General features: G+C 71.2%; 13 protein-coding genes. 9 read left to right on the top strand and 4 right to left on the bottom strand.

Features of this window, described 5'->3' with window-relative positions; all coding sequences use genetic code 11:
* The first annotated feature begins 157 nt into the window (after positions 1 to 157).
* A complete protein-coding gene (locus tag HP550_RS22640; protein ID WP_281362126.1) occupies positions 158 to 5,884 on the top strand; it encodes a rhamnogalacturonan lyase family protein in 5,727 nt (1,908 codons plus the stop codon).
* A 169-nt stretch (positions 5,885 to 6,053) separates the two neighbouring features.
* On the opposite strand, the gene HP550_RS04985 is transcribed toward HP550_RS22640, so the two are convergent.
* A complete protein-coding gene (locus tag HP550_RS04985; RefSeq protein WP_175346490.1) occupies positions 6,054 to 7,265 on the bottom strand; it encodes an alpha-hydroxy-acid oxidizing protein in 1,212 nt (403 codons plus the stop codon).
* 300 nt (positions 7,266 to 7,565) lie between these two features.
* On the opposite strand from HP550_RS04985, the gene HP550_RS04980 reads away from it, so the two are divergent.
* The 4 genes from HP550_RS04980 (at position 7,566) to HP550_RS04965 (ending at position 11,524) form a co-directional block, all read left to right on the top strand.
* Positions 7,566 to 8,891, top strand: coding sequence for an ABC transporter substrate-binding protein (locus HP550_RS04980; RefSeq protein WP_175346489.1), 1,326 nt, complete (start codon positions 7,566 to 7,568; stop codon positions 8,889 to 8,891).
* A gap of 172 nt (positions 8,892 to 9,063) precedes the next feature.
* Positions 9,064 to 9,930 carry a carbohydrate ABC transporter permease gene (locus tag HP550_RS04975; protein ID WP_246280584.1) on the top strand — a complete coding sequence of 289 codons (867 nt, stop codon included), beginning with the start codon at positions 9,064 to 9,066 and terminating at the stop codon, positions 9,928 to 9,930.
* A complete protein-coding gene (locus HP550_RS04970; RefSeq protein WP_175346487.1) occupies positions 9,930 to 10,841 on the top strand; it encodes a carbohydrate ABC transporter permease in 912 nt (303 codons plus the stop codon). The genes HP550_RS04975 and HP550_RS04970 overlap by 1 nt, the downstream gene beginning before the upstream one ends.
* A 44-nt stretch (positions 10,842 to 10,885) precedes the next feature.
* The gene (locus HP550_RS04965) at positions 10,886 to 11,524 is read left to right on the top strand and encodes a hypothetical protein (protein ID WP_246280573.1); all 639 of its coding nucleotides are present in this window, start codon (positions 10,886 to 10,888) and stop codon (positions 11,522 to 11,524) included.
* Between the two features lie 3 nt (positions 11,525 to 11,527).
* Here the strand turns inward: HP550_RS04965 and HP550_RS04960 are convergent, their stop codons facing one another.
* Positions 11,528 to 12,526 carry an alpha/beta hydrolase gene (locus HP550_RS04960; RefSeq protein ID WP_175346486.1) on the bottom strand — a complete coding sequence of 333 codons (999 nt, stop codon included), beginning with the start codon at positions 12,524 to 12,526 and terminating at the stop codon, positions 11,528 to 11,530.
* A 37-nt stretch (positions 12,527 to 12,563) separates the two neighbouring features.
* Positions 12,564 to 14,075, bottom strand: coding sequence for an arabinosylfuranosidase ArfA (arfA, locus tag HP550_RS04955; protein WP_175346485.1), 1,512 nt, complete (start codon positions 14,073 to 14,075; stop codon positions 12,564 to 12,566).
* Positions 14,076 to 14,236: 161 nt separating this feature from the next.
* Here arfA and HP550_RS04950 point away from each other — a divergent pair, with 161 nt between their 5' ends.
* The 4 genes from HP550_RS04950 to HP550_RS04935 all read left to right on the top strand — a co-directional run bounded on the left by HP550_RS04950 (position 14,237) and on the right by HP550_RS04935 (position 18,127).
* The gene (locus tag HP550_RS04950) at positions 14,237 to 15,682 is read left to right on the top strand and encodes a Gfo/Idh/MocA family protein (protein WP_343047986.1); all 1,446 of its coding nucleotides are present in this window, start codon (positions 14,237 to 14,239) and stop codon (positions 15,680 to 15,682) included.
* Complete coding sequence (locus tag HP550_RS04945; RefSeq protein WP_175346483.1) at positions 15,679 to 16,593, top strand: DUF6807 domain-containing protein; 915 nt, start codon at positions 15,679 to 15,681, stop codon at positions 16,591 to 16,593. Before HP550_RS04950 ends, HP550_RS04945 begins: the two co-directional genes overlap by 4 nt.
* A complete protein-coding gene (locus HP550_RS04940; protein WP_175346482.1) occupies positions 16,590 to 17,321 on the top strand; it encodes a cupin domain-containing protein in 732 nt (243 codons plus the stop codon). Before HP550_RS04945 ends, HP550_RS04940 begins: the two co-directional genes overlap by 4 nt.
* A 293-nt stretch (positions 17,322 to 17,614) precedes the next feature.
* The gene (locus tag HP550_RS04935; protein ID WP_175346481.1) at positions 17,615 to 18,127 is read left to right on the top strand and encodes a hypothetical protein; all 513 of its coding nucleotides are present in this window, start codon (positions 17,615 to 17,617) and stop codon (positions 18,125 to 18,127) included.
* A 22-nt stretch (positions 18,128 to 18,149) separates the two neighbouring features.
* Here HP550_RS04935 and HP550_RS04930 read toward each other — a convergent pair.
* The coding region (locus HP550_RS04930; RefSeq protein ID WP_175346480.1) for an HNH endonuclease signature motif containing protein at positions 18,150 to 19,167 on the bottom strand (1,018 nt) is incomplete at its 5' end.

Genomic DNA, 19,167 nt, shown 5'->3' with positions numbered 1-19,167 from the left:
CGTCGGGAAACCGCGACGGCGAGCGCTTTCCCCAGTTTCCCCGAAACTCTTGCGCCGCCGGGGACCGGTCTGTAGGAATGTCCCTGCTTGCTCGGGTGAATCGTTCCAAGACGCCCGATCGGGCGCTGCTCTCAACGACGAGACAAAGGGTGATGCCATGCGCTCGACGCGCGCGCACGACGAGGGACGACAGGCACCACGCACGACCCGGGCAATGCTGGCCGGCGCGGCCGTTCTCGCGCTGACCGCGACGGGGGGCCTGCCCGCGCTGGCGGCCGATCCCGTGACCACGTGGAAGTTCGACATGGGCACCGCGACGAGCCCGGTGGCCGACGGCTACCAGCAGGTGACCGACGCGACCCGATACTCCGTCGCGACCGGCTTCGGCATCGTGCCGGCCGAGGGCATCACCCCGATCTCCCGGGACCGTGGCGCCGAGGACCCGGCGGACCGCGACTTCGTGCTCGCGACGGCGTGGACCTTCGTGCTCGACGTGCCCAACGGCACCTATGACGTGACGGTCCGCTCGGGCGACCTGCTCGCGGGGAGCAGCTCCACCAAGACCACGGTGACCCTCGAGGGTGCGGGCGGCGGCTCGCTGAGCACCAAGACCGCGACCGTCTCCGGCACGTGGCCGGCCACGGTCGCCGACGGCCAGCTCACCGTCGGCATCACGGGCAGCGGCGCGGGCGGGTACGTGAGCTCGATCGTCGTCGCGCAGACCGGCACCACACCCGTGGAGCCGGACCCCGGCACCTCGACGATCGCCGCCCCGACGTCGGTGCGCCTGGCGCACGTGACCCCGACCGCCGTGACGCTCCGGTGGAACGAGGTCGCCGGTGCGACCGGGTACGCGGTGTCGCGGTCCGACACCGTGGACGGCGCGTACACCGAGGTCGCCCGGACGGGCGCTCGTGGGGTGCTCGCCACCGACGCGGTCGACACCTCGGCCCTGCGCTACTACCGCGTGCAGGCGATCGACGCGGCCGGCCTGTCCGTGCCGTCGGCCGCTGCGGTGAGCAGCCTGCCGACCGCGCCCACCATCCCCGACGTCCTCGACTTCGACCTGGGCAGCGGAGCCCTCTCGCCCGGTTCCACGAGGCTCGACGCCACCAGCGCGTACAGCGCGACCACCAGGTACGGCTTCGTCGACACCCGCGCGGTCACGGCCACCGACCGTGGCACAGCCGACGCGCTGCGCTCCGACTTCGTGAGCGTGGGCGACACCGAGCTCGTCGTCGACCTGCCCGACGGCGACTACACGGTCAGCCTGATCGCCGGCGACGCCACCGAGGCGACCGACGTCGCGATCACGGCCGAGCAGATGGCCAAGGTGGCTGCGACCGCCAAGGCCGCGGGCCAGTTCCTCGAGATGTCGTTCGACATCGCAGTCGTCGACGGCCAGCTCAACCTCGACTTCTCCGGCACCGCCCCCAAGCTCAACCAGCTCCGGATCGCCGCGCAGAGCCCGCGGGCCCCCGGCAGCGAGCCGACCGTCTGGCTCACGGGCGACTCGACCGTGCAGACCTACACCGCGGACTACGTCCCGCAGGCCGGCTGGGGCCAGATGCTCGGCCGGTTCCTGTCCGACGGGGTCGCGGTGGACAACCGCGCGATCGGCGGGCGCTCGTCGAAGAACTTCATCAGCCAGGGTCGGCTCGACGAGGTGCTGCGCCAGGTCAAGCCGGGCGACTACCTGTTCGTGCAGTTCGGCCACAACGACGCCACCTACGGGGTCGACGACCGGTTCGCCGCCCCCGCCGACTACGCGGAGTACCTGCGGACGTTCGTCGACGGCGCCACCCAGCGCGGCGCGCAGCCGGTGATCGTCACCCCGGTGTCGCGACGCAGCTTCGACGCGGCGACGGGCACGTTCAACGTCTCGTTCCCCGAGTACGTCGCCGCGGCCACGGCGCTGGCCACCGAGACCGGCACGCCGCTGGTCGACCTGTCGGCGTCCAGCCGCGCGTACCTCGACGAGATCGGTCCCGAGGCGTCGACGAGCGTGTTCCTGCACGTCCCGGCCGGGGTGTACCCGAACCGGCCGACGGGCACGGTCGACGACACCCACTTCCAGGAGTACGGGGCGATCCAGCTCGCGCGACTGGTCGCGACGGAGGTCGCGTCCCTGCAGATCCCGCTCGCGGACGAGGTGGTGGATGTCGAGCCGCCCGCCGAGGTGCCCGCCGCCCCGGCCGGGGTCGCGGCCGGCAGCGTCTCCAACGCCGGCGTGCAGCTCACCTGGACGGCGAGCGAGGGCGCGGACATCTACCGCATCTACCGCAAGGCCGCCGCGGACGGGGACGACGCCTACGCGCTCGTCGCCACCTCGACGCTCCCGCAGGCCGCGGTCGGCGGGCTCGTGGAGGGCGCGTCGTACGACCTGCGGGTGGTCGCGGTGAACGGTCGCGGTCCGTCGGCACCCTCGGCCGCCGTGCGCGTCACGACGAAGGCCGCGCTGTACAAGTTCGACGTGCAGCTGGCCGGCAACGTGCTCATGCCGGGGTACACCGAGGTCAACCAGAACTCCCGGTACACGCCCGAGATCGGCTGGGGCTGGCTGGACCCGACGGGTCTGGGCGGTCGAGACCGTGGCATCAACTTCACGCCCCCGCCGAACGCCCTCCAGCGCGACTTCCTGCTGCCGGGCACCCAGCACGTGTTCGCGGTGGACGTGCCGGACGGCAGCTACGCCGTGAAGACGTACAACGGCGACTGGATCGGCACCAGCCGCTCCAACGTGCAGCTCGAGGGCAAGGACTTCGGCGCCTCGAACGCGGGGGCGGGGTCGGTGTCGGAGAAGGTCAGCCAGCCGGTGCTCGTCACCGACGGCCAGCTGAACCTGGTCATGACGGGGACGTCGAGCCGGCTGAACGGCATCGAGATCACGCCACTGCTGCTGGCGCCGTCCGCCCTCACGCTCGACGACCTGAGCATCGACGGGTCGAGCGTGAGCGTCTCGCTCAGCTGGACCGGCACGTCGGACTCCGCCAGCTACCGCGTCTACCGCAAGGCCGCGGGCGCGTCCGCCCCGGTCGCGCTCGGTGACGTCAGCACGACGACGTTCGTCGACACCACGCCCGACGTCGGCCTGGAGTACGAGTACCACGTGGTGGCGCTCGACCCGAGCGGGCTCGAGTCGGTGCCGACGGACACGCTCGACGTGACGACGGTCGACCCGGACGTCCCGACGGCCGCCGTGCCGACGGGCCTGACGCTCGGCGCCGTGCACAAGAACGACGTCACGTTCACGTGGGACGCCGTCGACGGGGCGCTGTTCTACCAGGTGTACCGGCAGGCCAGGGACGGCTCGTTCGTCGTCGTCGGCCGCGCGTCCGGTCCCTCCTACACGGACACCACCGTGCTCACCACGATCGAGTACACGTACCGCGTGGCCTCGGTGAACGCGGGCGGCGTCTCGGCTGCCTCGGAGACGCTCACCACCCCGGCCGTCACCACCCTGGCCCGGCAGGCCGAGCGGCTCGACCGGTCACCGGTGGCCGTGCAGACCGACGGCGGCGTCTACCTCGGCTGGCGTCAGCTGGGCCTGGACCCCGACTCGATCGCGTTCCACGTGTACCGGGACGGCACCCGCATCACGACCAGACCGGTGAAGGCCAGCACCAACCTGCTCGACGCGGGCGGCACGGCGACCTCGGTGTACCGGGTCAGCTCCGTGGTCGACGGGATCGAGCGCTGGGCCACCGCCGAGCTCCGCGTGTGGGACAGCCAGCACCTCGACGTGCCGCTGGACAAGCCCGCGGACGCGTACACCAAGGACGGTCAGCCGTACACGTACCACGCCAACGACGCCTCGGTCGGGGACGTCGACGGCGACGGCCAGTACGAGATCGTCGTGAAGTGGGACCCGTCGAACAGCAAGGACAACTCGCAGGCCGGGTACACGGGCAACGTGTACGTCGACGCCTACGAGCTGGACGGCACGCGGCTGTGGCGGATCGACCTGGGGCACAACATCCGGGCCGGCGCGCACTACACGCAGTTCCAGGTGTTCGACCTGGACGGGGACGGGAAGGCCGAGGTCAGCCTGAAGACCGCGGACGGGACCGTCGACGGCCTCGGCGCCGTGATCGGTGACGCGCGGGCGGACTACCGGAACAGTGGCGGCTACGTGCTCACCGGGCCGGAGTTCCTCACGGTCTTCCACGGTGCCACGGGCGCGGCGGTCGACACGATCGACTACACCCCGCCGCGCGGGGACGTCGGCGCCTGGGGCGACGCCTACGGCAACCGGGTCGACCGGTTCCTCGCCGGAGTCGCCTACCTCGACGGCGAGCACCCGAGCGTGATCTTCAGCCGCGGCTACTACACGCGCACCGTCCTGGTCGCCTACGACTTCGACGGCTCGGCGCTGACGAAGCGCTGGACGTTCGACTCCAACGAGGCCGGGTCGCAGTACACCGGCCAGGGCAACCACAACCTGTCGGTGGCCGACGTCGACGGGGACCAGAAGGACGAGATCGTGTTCGGCTCCATGACCATCGACGACGACGGCACGGTGCTCTACGGCACCGGGCTCGGGCACGGGGACGCGCTGCACGTCAGCGACCTCGACCCCGGCCGGCCCGGCCTCGAGGTGTTCGCGGTGCACGAGGAGGCACCGCACAGCAAGGGGATCGGCGCGACGTTCCGCGACGCCGCCACCGGGGAGGTGCTCTGGTCGATGCCGGCCACGGCCGACACCGGTCGCGGGGCCTCGGACGACATCGACGCGTCGCACCCCGGCGCCGAGTCGTGGGCCGTGGTGGCCGACGGCACGTGGAACTCGCGCGCGGGTCAGCTGCGGGCGGCCGACGGGGAGCTGCTGGGGACCACCATCCCCGCGGCGAACTTCCTCACCTGGTGGGACGGCGACCTGCTGCGGGAGATCACCGACCACGACTGGAGCACGACGACGCTCACGGGGGTCCCGACGATCTCGAAGTGGGATCCGTCGTCGGCCTCGTCGGACGAGATCTACCGGGCCACCGGAACTCTCTCCGACAACGGCACCAAGGGCACCCCCGCCCTGCAGGCCGACCTGTTCGGCGACTGGCGCGAGGAGATCGTCACGCGTCTCGACGACTCCTCCGCCCTGCGGATCGCCACCACGGTGGACCTCACCGACCACCGGCTGCGCACCCTGCAGTCCGACCCGGTGTACCGCCTGGGCGTCGCGTGGCAGAACACCGGCTACAACCAGCCGCCGCACACCGGGTACTTCCTCGGTGACGGCATGGCGATGCCGGCGGCGCCGAGCATCGTCTACACCGGGCCGTCCACCGGTCCCGGTGAGCGGGTGCCCGGTCCGGCCACCGCCAAGCCCGGCAAGGCCGTCCTGTCCAGCGACAACTGGGACAACGACAGCAGCTTCACGGTCGCCTCGACCCTGTGGTGGGGCCAGAACGCCCAGACCGTGACCCTGCTGGAGAACGGCGTGGCGATCGCCACCCGCGACCTCGTCGACGCCACCCCGGCCGCGCAGTCGGCGGCGTTCCAGCTCGCCGGCAAGCCCAACGGGACGTACGTCTACACCGCGGTGCTGACCAACCAGCACGGGTCGACGACGACCGCCCCGCTCACCGTCAAGGTCACCGCGGCCAACCCGGGCACCCCGGCGCTCAGCCACGACAACTGGGACGGCGACGGGTCGTACACGCTCACCACCAACCTGTGGTGGGGCACCAACGCGACGACCTACCGGCTGTACGAGGACGGGGTGCTCATCGACACCCAGTCCCTGACCGCCAACGGCACGAACGCGCAGAAGGCCACCACCACGGTGAACGGCCGCGCGATCGGCACGCACGTCTACCGCGCGGAGCTGTCGAACGCGCTCGGGTCGACCAGCAGCCCGGACGTGAAGGTCAAGGTCACCCGCTAGTCAGTACCGATCAGGCCGGCCCGGGCGCCCCCTCTCGCCCGGGCCGGCCTGTGTCCGCACTCCCGCGGGTTGGAGGCTGCCCGAGTGCGGACGTCCCGCCTGGGCACAGCGCAACGTCCGCACTCGAACGGCTTCCTGGCCGATCCAGTGCGGACGCTGTGCGTGTGGGTCAGGGGAGGCGGACGTGCTGCGGGCCGAGCTCCTTGACCGTGGAGACGCCCAGCAGGGCCATCGTGCGGCGGACCTCGCGCTCCAGGATGTCGACCGCCCGCTCGACGCCCCGCTCGCCGCCGGCCATGAGCCCGTACAGGTACGCGCGCCCGACGAGGGTCGCGTCGGCGCCCAGCGCGAGCGCGGCGACCACGTCGGCGCCGGACATGATCCCGGTGTCCACCCAGACCTGCGTCCGGTCGCCGACGGCCTCCGCGACGTCCGGCAGCAGGCGCAGCGGCACCGGTGCGCGGTCGAGCTGGCGGCCGCCGTGGTTGGACAGGACGACGGCGTCGGCGCCGGCGTCGGTGACCCGTCGGGCGTCCTCGACGGTCTGGATGCCCTTGATGATCAGGGGCCCGTCCCAGGAGGCGCGGATCCACTCGAGGTCCGCGATCGTCATGGTCGGGTCGAACAGCTTGTCCAGCAGGTCCGCCACGGTGCCGGACCAGGTGGACAGGGACGCGAAGGTCAGCGGCTCGGTGGTCAGCAGGTTCAGCCACCAGGCGGGGTGCGTCGCGGCGTCCAGGACGGTCTTGACGGTCAGCGCTGGGGGGATCGAGAAGCCGTTGCGGGCGTCGCGCAGCCGGGCACCGGCCACCGGCACGTCGACCGTGAGCATGAGCGCCTCGTAGCCGGCGGCCTTGGCGCGGGCCATGAGGTCCTCGCCGGCGGAGCGGTCCTTCCACACGTACAGCTGGAACCACTTGCGCGCGTCGGGGCCGGCCTTGGCGACCTCCTCGATCGACGTGGTGCCCATCGTGGACAGGGCGTACGGGATGCCGCGGCGCTGGGCCACCCGGACGACGGCGCGCTCGCCCTCGTGGTTCATCATCCGCGTGAAGCCGGTGGGGGCGAACGCGAACGGCAGGGCCGACGGGGTGCCGATCATGTCCGTGGTCGGGTCGACGTGGGAGACGTCGTGCAGGATCGACGGCTGGAACTCCAGCTCGCGGAACAGGTGGCGTGCCCGGCGCAGGCTGATCTCCGCCTCGGCGGCGCCGTCGGTGTAGTCGAACACCGAGCGGGGGGTGCGCCTGCGCGCGGCGGTCCGCAGGTCGGCGATCGTCAGCGCGTCGGACAGGCGTCGCTCGGTGGCGTTCAGGACCAGAGGCTTGGGGCGCAGCAGCGGCTTGAGCTCGGACCACGAGGGGATCTGACGGTCGGTCACCGGGGGCTCCAAAGTGTGTGGCGCGTCGTCGGGCAGCACAGGAGATTGAAACGATACAACACCGCGACCTCGGGCTCTAGGCCGCGCGGGACGCCGTATCCCCGACCGTACCGACCCGGCCCGCGCTCGACACCTTCGCGGGACGCGCGCCCGCCTCTGCGAGCCGACCGGAACGGTGGCACCGTAAAGCAGGACCACCTGGGTTTGTAACGATTCAGTGCCAGCCGTTGACAGTCCGGCAAGCGCTCGCCTAACGTCCGGAATGCGCTTTCACCCCCCGAGCAAGGAGGCTCAACGACGATGAAGCGAACCCTATGGAAGACGGCTGCAGTTGTTGCCGTCGCCGCCCTCGCCCTGACCGCCTGCTCCTCTGGCGACTCCGGCGAGGCCGAGCCCACGGCCAGCACCACCGGCCCTGACACGTCCCCCGTCACCCTCAACTTCACGTGGTGGGGCAACGACGACCGAGCAGCCCGGTACAACGAAGCACTGGCGCTGTTCAAGGAGAAGTACCCCTACATCACGGTCCAGACCAGCTTCGCCGGGTTCCCGGACTACTGGACGGCGCGGTCCACCGAGGCCGCCGGCCGCTCGCTGCCGGACGTCATGCAGTTCGACCTGTCGTACCTGCGTGAGTTCAACCAGAACGGTCAGCTGCTCGACCTGCAGGAGTGGGTCGACAACGGCACGATCGACCTCGCCGGGTTCGACGAGACGCTCACCACGGCGGGCGTCCTCGAGGACAAGATGATCGGCATCCCGACGTCGACCAACACGTTCGCGATGTTCCAGAACCCCAACGTGATCGAGGCGACCGGGGCCACGTTCCCCGACGAGGCCGAGTACACGTGGGAGGACTACAACGAGTTCATCGCCGACGTCTCCAGCGCCGGCACGACGACGGCCGACGGCTACGCCCTCTACGGCGCCGTCGACTACACGGCCACGTTCTGGTTCTTCATCCAGTGGCTGCTCCAGAAGGGCAACACGCCCTTCGAGGACGACGGCACGTTCGGCTTCGACGAGGCCGACGTGGTCGAGTTCCTCGAGCTCACGGCCGACCTGCGGGCGGACAAGCAGGTCTACCCGGTCGACCGCAACCTCGCGCTCGCACCCAAGGGCGGCTTCACGGTCAACGAGACCGCGTCGGAGATGAGCTGGGACAACTTCCTGGCCGCCTACGTCGCCGACTCGGGCACCCAGAACCTGTCCATGGCGCAGATCCCGTCGATCGAACCGGGCGAGAAGGCCCTGTTCTTCAAGCCGTCGATGCTCCTGTCCTCGGGCGCCAACACGAAGTACCCGGAGCAGGCCGCCACCCTGATCAACTTCCTGCTCACGGACCCCGAGGTCGGCACGATCTTCGGGACGTCGAAGGGTGTGCCGGCCGACGCCGACCAGCGCGCCGCCGTCGACACCACCGAGGGCAGCGTCGACGCCCAGGTGATCGCGTACGAGGAGAAGGTCGCCGAGCAGGTGACCGAGTCCACGCCGATCCCCGTCAAGGGCTTCGGCACGATCGAGGCCAAGTGGCGGACCCTCGCCGAGGAGCTCGCCTACGGCACGCTCTCGCCGGACGAGTTCGCCGAGCAGTGGTTCGCTGAGGCCGAGTTCTCGACCCAGTGACACGGGGTGGGCCGCCCGGTGATCTCACCGGGCGGCCCACCACCCGCACCTGCACCACCTAGAAACCGACGAACGGATCACGCTCGTGACCCTCACTGCCGAGGCTCCGACGACAGGCCCCTCGACCGCCGCGCACTCCGCAGCCCGGAAGCGCCGCAAGCGGTCCGAGTCCCTGGCCGGGTACGCCTTCCTGAGCCCGTGGCTGCTCGGGTTCGTCCTGCTCACCGCAGGCCCGATGCTGGCCTCCTTGTACCTGGCGTTCACGAACTACAACCTGTTCGCGCCCCCCGAGTGGATCGGGGTGGAGAACTTCCAGCGGCTGGCCCAGGACCCGAACTACCTGCAGGCCTGGAAGGTCACGCTCACCTACGTGCTGCTGGGCACCCCGGTCAAGCTGCTCGCCGCCCTGGCGGTGGCGATGCTGCTGAACAACGCGTTCAGCGGCAAGGGCTTCTACCGGTCCTCGTTCTACGCACCCTCGCTGATCGGGGCCTCGGTCTCCATCGCGATCGTGTGGAAGGCGATGTTCATCGACAACGGCATCGTGGACCAGGTCCAGCAGTTCTTCGGCTTCGAGGCCGGCGGCTGGGTCGGTGACCCGTCGCGCACCATGCCGATGCTCATCCTGTTGACCGTCTGGCAGTTCGGTGCGCCGATGGTCATCTTCCTGGCGGGGCTCAAGCAGGTCCCGACCGAGCTGTACGAGGCCGCCGCGGTCGACGGCGCCGGGCCCTGGCGCAAGTTCGTGAAGATCACGCTGCCGATGCTCTCGCCGGTCATCTTCTTCAACCTGCTGCTCGAGATGATCCACGCGTTCCAGATCTTCGCCTCGGCGTTCATCATCTCCAACGGCACGGGTGGTCCCGCCCGGTCGACGCTCTTCTACACGCTCTACCTCTACTTCCGCGGCTTCCAGGACTTCCAGATGGGCTACGCCTCGGCGATGGCCTGGATCCTGGTGATCGTCGTCGGCGCACTCGCGGCCGTCTTCTTCAAGACCTCGAAGTCCTGGGTCCACTACTCGGGGGAGGGCAAGTGATGAGCACCGTCACCTCCGCTGCCGACCACCTCGTCAGCGCGCACGACAGCGCAGAGCTGCGCAAGTCCACCAAGAACCGCAAGCGCGGCCGGGCCCTGGTCTTCCACCTGTGCTCCCTGGCACTGGTCGCGATCGTGCTCTACCCCGCGGTGTGGATGCTGATGTCCTCGTTCAAGCCGTCCAGCCAGATCGTCGGCAACGTCAGCCTCATCCCCACCGACGCCAGCCTGGCCAACTTCACCAAGGCCCTCGAGGGCATCGGCGGGGTCTCGTTCTGGACGTTCTTCACCAACTCGGTGATCCTGGCCGTCGGCTCCGTCATCGGGATCACGATCTCGTGCTCGATCAGCGCCTACGCCTTCGCGCGCATCGAGTTCCCCGGCCGGAACGTCTTCTTCGCCCTCATGATCGGCACGCTCCTGCTGCCGTTCCACGTGGTGATCATCCCGCAGTACATCGTGTTCAACCGGCTCGGCCTGGTCGACACGTTCGTGCCGCTGCTGATCGGCAAGTTCCTGGCCGCCGAGGCGTTCTTCGTCTTCCTCATGGTCCAGTTCATGCGCAACCTGCCGCGTGAGCTCGACGAGGCCGCGCGCATCGACGGAGCCGGGCACGTGCGGATCTTCCGCTCGATCATGCTGCCGCTGATGAAGCCCGCCCTGGTCACCAGCTCGATCTTCGCGTTCATCTGGTCCTGGAACGACTTCTTCGGGCCCCTGCTCTACCTGAAGAAGCCCGACCTGTACTCGCTGCCGATCGCGCTGCGACTCTTCGTCGACCAGACCACGACCTCCGACTACGGCGCGCAGATGGCCATGGCCGTCCTCGCCCTCGTCCCCGTGATGCTCTTCTTCCTGATCTTCCAGCGCTACCTGGTCGAAGGCGTCGCCACGCAGGGCCTCAAGGGCTGATGGGGGTTTCCGCAGGGCGGGCCGAGCGTGTGAGGCTGGATGCCATGAGCACCCCGCTTCCCGACGACGACGCCGGCCGCCCCGCGGACGCCACCCCCGGCCCCGACCAGAAGCCGCTCCTCGGCGGCGGCCGGTTCGGGCTGTTCAGCGAGGCGCTGCTGGTCGGTCTCGGCGTCTCGGTGCTCAGCCTCCCGATCGTCACCGCGGTTCCCGCGCTCGCCGCCGGGGTGTCCCACGTCCGACGCCACCTCGACGGCCGCCCCGACACCGTCGCGGCCCTGTGGGAGGACTTCCGCGCGGCCTGCCGCGGGGTCTGGCTGGTGTCGATCGGCATGCCGGTCCTGCTGCTGGTCCTGCTGTTCAACCTCCAGCTCATCGGCCAGGGCGAGATGCCGGGCGGCGCGGGGGTGCGGATCGCCACCGTGTTCCTGGTCGCCATCCTGCTGGTCGTCGTGCTGCGCGCGGCAGCCGGCTGGTCACCCGGCGCGCGGTGGGGGACCGTCGTGCAGACCGCCGCCAAGCGCGCCGGCGACGACCTGGCCGGCACGTTCCTGCTCGTCGTGGCGATCGGGCTGTGCGCGGTGATGGTGTGGATGCTCGCGCCACTGGCCGTGATCGTGCCGGGCCTGCTGTCGCTCGCGGTGGTCGCGGTGGAGCACCGCGCGGCGGTCCGGGGCGCCTGAGCCTCAGTCCAGCCCTTCCACGAACTCCTGCATCGTCGCCAGCGCCAGCTGGCCCGCGTCGGTGTAGACGTGGAACTGGTACTCGTGCCCGAGCGGCGGCTCGTGGTCGGGCTCGAAGAGCAGGGTCTCGTGCGGCACCCCGAGGGCCTCGAGCGTGGTGAGCAGCGACTGGGAGTGGCCGATCAGCGGGTCGGCGTTGCCGCAGGACACCAGCGTCGGGGGGAACGCGGCGGTCAGGTGGTTGACCACCGAGATGCCCGCGAAGCGGGGGTCGTCGAGGTAGTCCGCGCTGCCGGTGAACGAGCGCATCACGGAGTCGACGAACCACCGGGGGCGGCCTCGGAGCCCACGCGCGAGGGACATGTCGAAGACGCCGCAGAACAGCACGGCGCCCGCGATCTGGTCCCGGGTGACGCGCGGGTGGGCACCGATCGAGGCCGCGTACCCCGGGTCGATCACCACGCCGATCACCTGCGCCGCGATCTGCGCGCCCGCGGAGTCGCCGGCGAGCACCAGCCGGTCCGCGTCGACTCCCAGCTCGTCGGCGTGCTCGGTGAGGAAGGCGAGCGCGTCGAGGACCTGGAGCACGGGTGTCGGGTAGGTGGCGCGCGGGGCGATCGAGTAGTCGACGCCCACCACCGTGCACCCCTCGCCGGCGACCACCCGCAGGTAGTTGGCGATCAGGTCCTTGCTCCCCGACAGCCACGCGCCGCCGTGCACCCACACGATCGTCGGCAGCGTGCCGTCGGACCCCGTCGACCGGTGCACGTCGAGGCGGGCGTCGCGGTCGCCGGGGCGGTACGGGATGTCGATCTCGGACACCACGTGCGCGGGGACGAAGGGCGCGGTCGCCACGAACCGCGCGGAACCGTGGCGGTCCATGTTCCGGCGCAGCACCACCGACGCCGGCCGGGGGCTGATCGTGGCGGCGATGCCGACGCCGACGAGGCCCGCGACGAGCGCGCCGAGCAGCCATCCGAACCCGAGCGCGATGCGCCTCATCCCTCGATCGTGCCACCGGCTGCTCGATCGGTGACCCTCAGGTGCGGGTGAGGACTCCCGGCAGGGCTGTCCAGGACTCGGGCGGGAGGGTGACGAGCGTGCTGCCGGTCGAGGCGTCGGGGCCGTCGACCTCCGACACGTGACGCTCGGCGACGGCGGCCGCGTGCTCGGGCCCCTCCACCGCGGGCTCCTCGTCGGCCGTCACCTGCACGCCTCGACCCAGCGCGAGCGTGACGCCGGGGTGCGAGAGCTCGACCTCCACGGGCTCGGCGGACCGGTTGACCAGGAACACCGCGACGTCGTCGCCGTCGAGGGTCGCCGCCGCGGTGACCACCGGGACGTCGCCGTGGGCACTCGTCGCGAGCGAGGGGCCGGACACCCGCAGGTCGAGGGCGGTGCCGCGGGCGAGCCGGGCCGTCGTCGCGAAGGGGTGGAACGTGGGCTGGCGCCAGGCCGGTCCGCCGGGCTCGGTCATGATCGGCGCGATCACGTTCACCAGCTGGGCCAGGCACGCGACCGGCACGCGGTCGGCGTGGTTGAGCAGGGTGACCAGCAGGTCGCCGACGACGACGGCGTCGAGCGCCGAGTAGACGTCCTCGATGATGCGCGGGGCGTCGCGCTGGAGCGGCAGGTTCTTCTCGCCGGGGAAGCGCGACTGCAGGTACCAGACGTTCCACTCGTCGAACGAGATCGTGACGACCTTGTCGGAGCGGCGGCGCGCGGCGACGGCGTCGGCGGACGCGACGACCCGGCGGATGAACCGGTCCATCGAGGTGCCCGACCCCAGGAACGAGGCGCGGTCGCCGTCGAGCTCCTCGTAGTACGCGTGCATCGAGAGGTGGTCGACCACGTCCCAGGTGTGCTCGAGGACGGTCTGCTCCCACGAGCCGAAGGTGTCCATCATCATCGACGACGACCCGCAGACGACCAGCTCGATCGACTGGTCCACCAGCCGCATCGCCTTGCCGGCCTCGGCGGCGAGCTTGCCGTACTCGTCGGCGTCCTTGTGCCCGATCTGCCACGGGCCGTCCATCTCGTTGCCGAGGCACCAGAGCTTCACCGCGTACGGCTTCTCGCGACCGTTCGCGATCCGCAGGTCCGCCCAGCGCGACCCGGCTTCACCGTTGCAGTACTCGACCAGCGCCGCCGCCGCCGCGACCCCGCGAGTGCCCAGGTTGACGGCCATCATCGGCTCGATGCCCTCGCGCTCGGCCCACTGCAGGAACTCGTCGGTGCCGACCGTGTTGGGCTCGATGGTCCGCCACGCCAGGTCGATGAACGGCAGGCGGTCCTCCACCGGGCCGACCGCGTCCTCCCACACGTAGTTGGAGACGAAGTTGCCGCCGGGGTAGCGCACCATGCTCACGCCGAGCTCGCGGGTCAGGTCGGCGACGTCGCGGCGGAACCCGTGCTCGTCGGCGGTGTCGTGGCCCGGCTCGTAGATGCCCGTGTAGACGGCGCGCCCGAGGTGCTCGACGAACGAGGCGAACAGGCGGCGGTCGACCTCGCCCACGCGGAAGTCGGGGTGGAGCAGGACGGTGGCGCGCATGGTTCTCTCCTGACGGTCGGGCCGCGGTGCTGTGGTGGTCGAGGACCCTCGTTCATGATCCGTCGGCCCTCGGGCCTGTGCGAGACGGGCTCCACGGCTTAGGCTACCTACTGGCGGACAACGCTTTCCGCAACGAGGCGACGATGACACCGAGGACTCCCGTGACCGACCAGAACCCGACCGCTCCCCGTCCCGCATCGAGCAGCAGCACGGCCGCCGGCCCCGGCGTGATCCCCGAGTTCGCCCCTGCGCCCGGCGGTGAGCAGCTGCGGTACGCGGTCGTCGGCACCGGGCACCGCGCCGGGATGTACATCGGCGCGATCACGGGCGAGCACGCCGACGTCGCCACGTTGGTCGCCCTCCTCGACACCAACCCGGGCCGCATGGCGCACTACGAGTCGGTGGTCTCCGAGGAGCTCGGTCGGCCCGCGTCCCTGCCCACCTACGCGCCCGACGGGCTCGAGAAGATGATCGCCGAGCAGTCGGTGGACGTCGTCGTCGTGACCGCTCCGGACCACGCCCACGCGGAGCTCGTCGCGCGGGCGCTCGCCGCGGGGGCGGACGTCGTCGTCGAGAAGCCGCTGACCATCGACCGCCCCGGCTGCCGCCGGATCACGGGCGCGGTCCGCGAGACCGGCCGCGACGTCGTCATGACCTTCAACTACCGGTACGCCCCGCGGAACTCCTCGCTGCGCCAGGTGATCGCGTCCGGACAGATCGGCGAGGTCACGTCGGTGCACTTCGAGTGGGCGCTGGACACCGTGCACGGCGCCGACTACTTCCGCCGCTGGCACCGGGACAAGAGGAACTCCGGCGGCCTCCTGGTGCACAAGTCGAGCCACCACTTCGACCTGGTCAACTGGTGGCTCGGCGACGTCCCGTCCCGCGTGTACGCGCGCGGCGCGCTCCGGTTCTACGGCGACCGCAACGCCGCCGACCGCGGGCTCGGTGCCCGGCCGGCCCGCGGCACCGGGGTCGTCGGCGACCCCTTCACGCTCGACCTCAACGACGACCCCCGCCTGAAGTCCCTCTACCTCGACGCGGAGCAGCACGACGGCTACCTGCGCGACCAGGACGTCTTCGGCCCGGGCATCACCATCGAGGACAACATGGCGCTGCTGGTCGACTACCGGCGCGGCGCCACCCTGACCTACTCGCTGAACGCGCACAGCCCCTGGGAGGGGTACCGCGTCACGGTCAACGGCACCGCCGGCCGCGCGGAGCTCGAGGTGGTCGAGCGCGGTGCGATCGAGCTCGACGAGGACGGCAACGCGCTGCTCGACCCGTCGGCCACCCCCACCTACGTCGGGGACGCGCTGCGCCCCGAGGGGGAGCGGCTGCTCGTGCAGAGGCACTGGGAGCGGGCCACCGAGGTCGCGATCCCCGACGGCATCGGCGGCCACGGCGGCGGGGACGCGATCCTGCTCAAGGACGTGTTCCGACGCCACCTGCGGGTCTCCGCCGACGAGCTGGGCCGCCCCGCGGGGTACCTCGACGGGCTGCGCGCCGTGGCGGTCGGCATCGCGGCGAACCAGTCGCTGGTCACGGGGCTGCCCGTGACGATCGCGGACCTCGACCTGGGCGTCTCGCTCGAGGACGCCCGATGACGCTCTCCGCCCTGCACGGCATCGGCCGCGCGGTCGACGTCGTCGCCGACGGGATCACCCTGGCCCAGTACGTCTACGTCCCCACCGACGTGCAGCTCGAGAGCCCGCGCCCGTACCTGCACCCCGTCCGGACGCGCGGCGGCGACCTGGTCACCGGGTTCCGGCCGCACGACCACGTGTGGCACAAGGGCATCGCCTGGTCGCTGCCCGTGGTCGGCGAGCACAACTTCTGGGGCGGACCCACCTACGTGCACGGGCAGGGGTACGTGCAGCTGGAGAACGACGGGTCGATGGACCACGTCGCGCTCACGTCGCTGTCGGTGGGCGCCGACCGGGTCGACCTCGCGCACACCCTCGCCTGGCACACGCAGGCCGGCGAGCACGTCATCGACGAGACGCGGTCGCTCGGGTTCGTCGTCCCGACGGGTCGCGACGACGCCTGGGTGCTCACGTTCGCGACCACCATGACCAACGTGTCGTCCGCCGACCTGACCATCGGCTCACCGACCACCCGCGGACGCGAGAACGCCGGCTACGGCGGGCTGTTCTGGCGCGGCCCTCGGTCGTTCACCGGCGGCACCCTGCTCGCCCCCGACTTCTCCGGTGGCGAGGAGATCCGCGGAACGCGCGGACCGTGGATGGGGTTCGTCGGCCAGCACGACGAGACCGGGGGAGCATCGACCGTCGTCATCGTCGACGGTGCGGGCAACCCCTCGCACCCGCCGCAGTGGTTCGCCCGCACCGAGCAGTTCGGCTGCCTCAACCCGGCACCGTTCTTCTCGACCGAGGTCCCGTTCGCGCCCGGCGACACCCTCCGGTTCCAGTACGCGGTCGTCATCGCCGACGGCTCAGCCGACCCCGCGTCCGCCGCCTCGCTCGCCACGCTCGGCAGCGGGATCCTGGCCCTATGAGCGGACTTCCCGGGGGCGTCTCGGTCAGCAACCTGCGCGTCTACGACTGGCCCGCGCCCGACGGGGTCGGCCTCGCCGGCAGCGGGTCGCCGCACCTGCACGTCGTGTCGTCGGAGGCGTACGTCGTGCTCGGCGGCTCCGGCTCCGTGCACACCCTCGGGCCCGCCGGGTTCGCCGTGCACCCGCTCCAGCCCGGCGCGATCGTCTCGTTCGGGCCCGGCGTCGTGCACCGCGCTGTGAACGACGGCGACCTCGAGGTTCTCGTCCTCATGTCGAACGCGGGGCTGCCCGAAGCCGGGGACGCCGTCCTGACCTTCCCCGCCTCCGTGCTGGCCGACCCCGCGGCCTACCGCGCAGCCGCCACCCTGCCCGGCGCCGGAGCGTCCGACGACGACATCGCCGCGGCGGCCCGTCGCCGACGGGATCTGGCGCTCGAGGGGTACGCCCAGCTCGGCGAGGCAGTCGATCGGGTCGGCGCGGCCGCAGCCCTGAAGCCTCTCTACGACGCCTCGACACGGATCGTCCGGACCCTGGTGCCGCGGTGGCAGGACGTGTGGACGCGCACCGTCTACGCCGAGACCGAGACCACGGCGGGGGCGCTCGAAGGCCTGATCCGGGGCGTCGGGCAGCACCTCGCCCGGGGATCGGTCTCCGCCAGCCAGGCAGCTCCGATGCCCCGCCGGTACGGCATGTGCGGGCGGCTCCAGACCTGGCCGACGTCCGTCTGAGCCCGCTCGCGCCGAGAGGCTCGTCGGTCGCCGCGGAGGCGCTGGCCCGGTGTCGTCGCGCTGAGCCTGTGCGCCGTGGCGTTGCCGGGTCCGGGTCCGGGTCTGGGTCTGGTTGCGGCGAGCGCGGCGTCGCGGCGTCGTGGCGTTGCCGGGTTCGGCTGTCGACGCGGCGAGCGTGTCGTGCCGTGGCGCCGCTGTTCGGCGGTAGTGGCGACCAGGCTGTTCGGCGGTCGGGGCGACCAGCCGACGGTTCTGCGCCACGATAGGAGCCCACGTCGGGTCGCGGAGGACACATGGACGTCGAGCACCAGAGGTTCACCCGTGTTGACCGATTCATGCGGAACAAGGGTCCGGCGGAGATCCTCTACGGCGCGCTCGTGTCGAGTGTCGTCCTGGCGGCGACGAGCGCAGGCGCCGAGACCGGTGACATCGTCCTGCTCGCCACCGCCCTGGTGTCCGTCACCTATTGGCTCGCGCACGTGTACGCCGACGCGGTCGGTGGACGCTTCGACGACGTCGACCACAGCGCCGGTCACCGTCTGAGGCATGCCCTGCGCAACAACACCGGGGTTCTGCTGGGCAGCCTGCCGGTGCTCGTCGTCTTCGCGATCGGCAGGCTCGTCGGCATGGACGTCTACCGGGCGGCGTTCCTCGCTCTCTGGTTCACGGTGGCGATGCTCGCAGCGGTCGCCGCACTCGCGGCTCATCGCGCCGGCGTCCGAGGGCGTGCTCTGGTCGGTGAGGTTGCGCTCGCGGCGGCGTTCGGTCTGTTGGTGATCGTGCTGAAGTACTGGTTCATGCACTAGCCGCGGGAGCCCGACTGCGTCTTCACTCGCGGAGGAGCCCGGGTGCTGGTGGGGGCGGCGGCCGTTCGTTGGTGGCGATGATCCGTCCGGTGGGGTCGCGGAAGGTGTAGCGGGTGCCCGGTGGTTCGAGCGTGTGCCGGTCGTGGGCTCGCAGGGTGGGGTGTCGGTGGATGGTCAGGTTGTGTTGGTGGACCTGGTGGTGGTGGAACGAGCAGAGCAGGACACCGTTGTCGATCGAGGTGTCTCCGTTGTCGCGGTCCCACCAGGTGATGTGGTGGATCTGGCTCCAGCGGGCGTGCCGGTCGCAGCCGGGGAAGGTGCAGTGTCGGTCGCGGGCGATGATGGCGCGGCGGTGGGCGCCGGTGTAGAGGCGCACGGAGCGGCCGAGGTTGATCGGTTGGTCGGCGGCGTCCATCACGATGCGGGTGATCTCGCAGTCGCACAGGATCTTGGCGACCTCGCTGGCCGTGACCGGGGTGCCGTCCTCCAGGGTGACCGCGGGGACCCCGGCCAGGGCGGAGGTCGGGTCCGCGACGGTGCGGGCGGGGTCGGTGGTGGCCGGGTCCGTGGATGTGGGTCGGCGCCGTGCGGCGTGGGAGCGCAGGGCGGCGAAGGTGTCTTCGGTCATGAGCAGGCTGATCTGGGGTGGCACGGCGGCGCCGGACGCGGTGGTGGGCAGGGCCAGGATGCGCCCGGCGATCACGTCCAGGGCGTCCGCGCGGGCTTGGTCGGCGGTCCGCTCCTCCAGCACCATCCCGTCGCTCCCAGTGCTGGCCTCGCCTGGGCTGTCGGCCGCGTGGGTGGTGGTGCCGGGGCGTTCGCCGGTGGCTTCCAGGGCCAGGCGCAGCCGGTGTCCGGCGACCCGGTCGAGCAGGCCGCGCAGGTGGGTGCCGTCGGCCTGGTCGGACAGGTGCAGGAACCGGCGGGCGCGCTGGTTCTCGTGCGCGCGGTCCCGGGCGGCCGGGTCGAGCTCGGCGACGAGGCGCTGCACGGACCGGGTGAACGTGGGCGCGTCCTGGGTGGTGCCCAGGTGCACGATG

It is taken from the genome of Cellulomonas humilata (assembly GCF_013359775.1).
Classification (GTDB): domain Bacteria; phylum Actinomycetota; class Actinomycetes; order Actinomycetales; family Cellulomonadaceae; genus Cellulomonas; species Cellulomonas humilata.
This window is presented reverse-complemented; position numbering and strand designations above follow the sequence as displayed.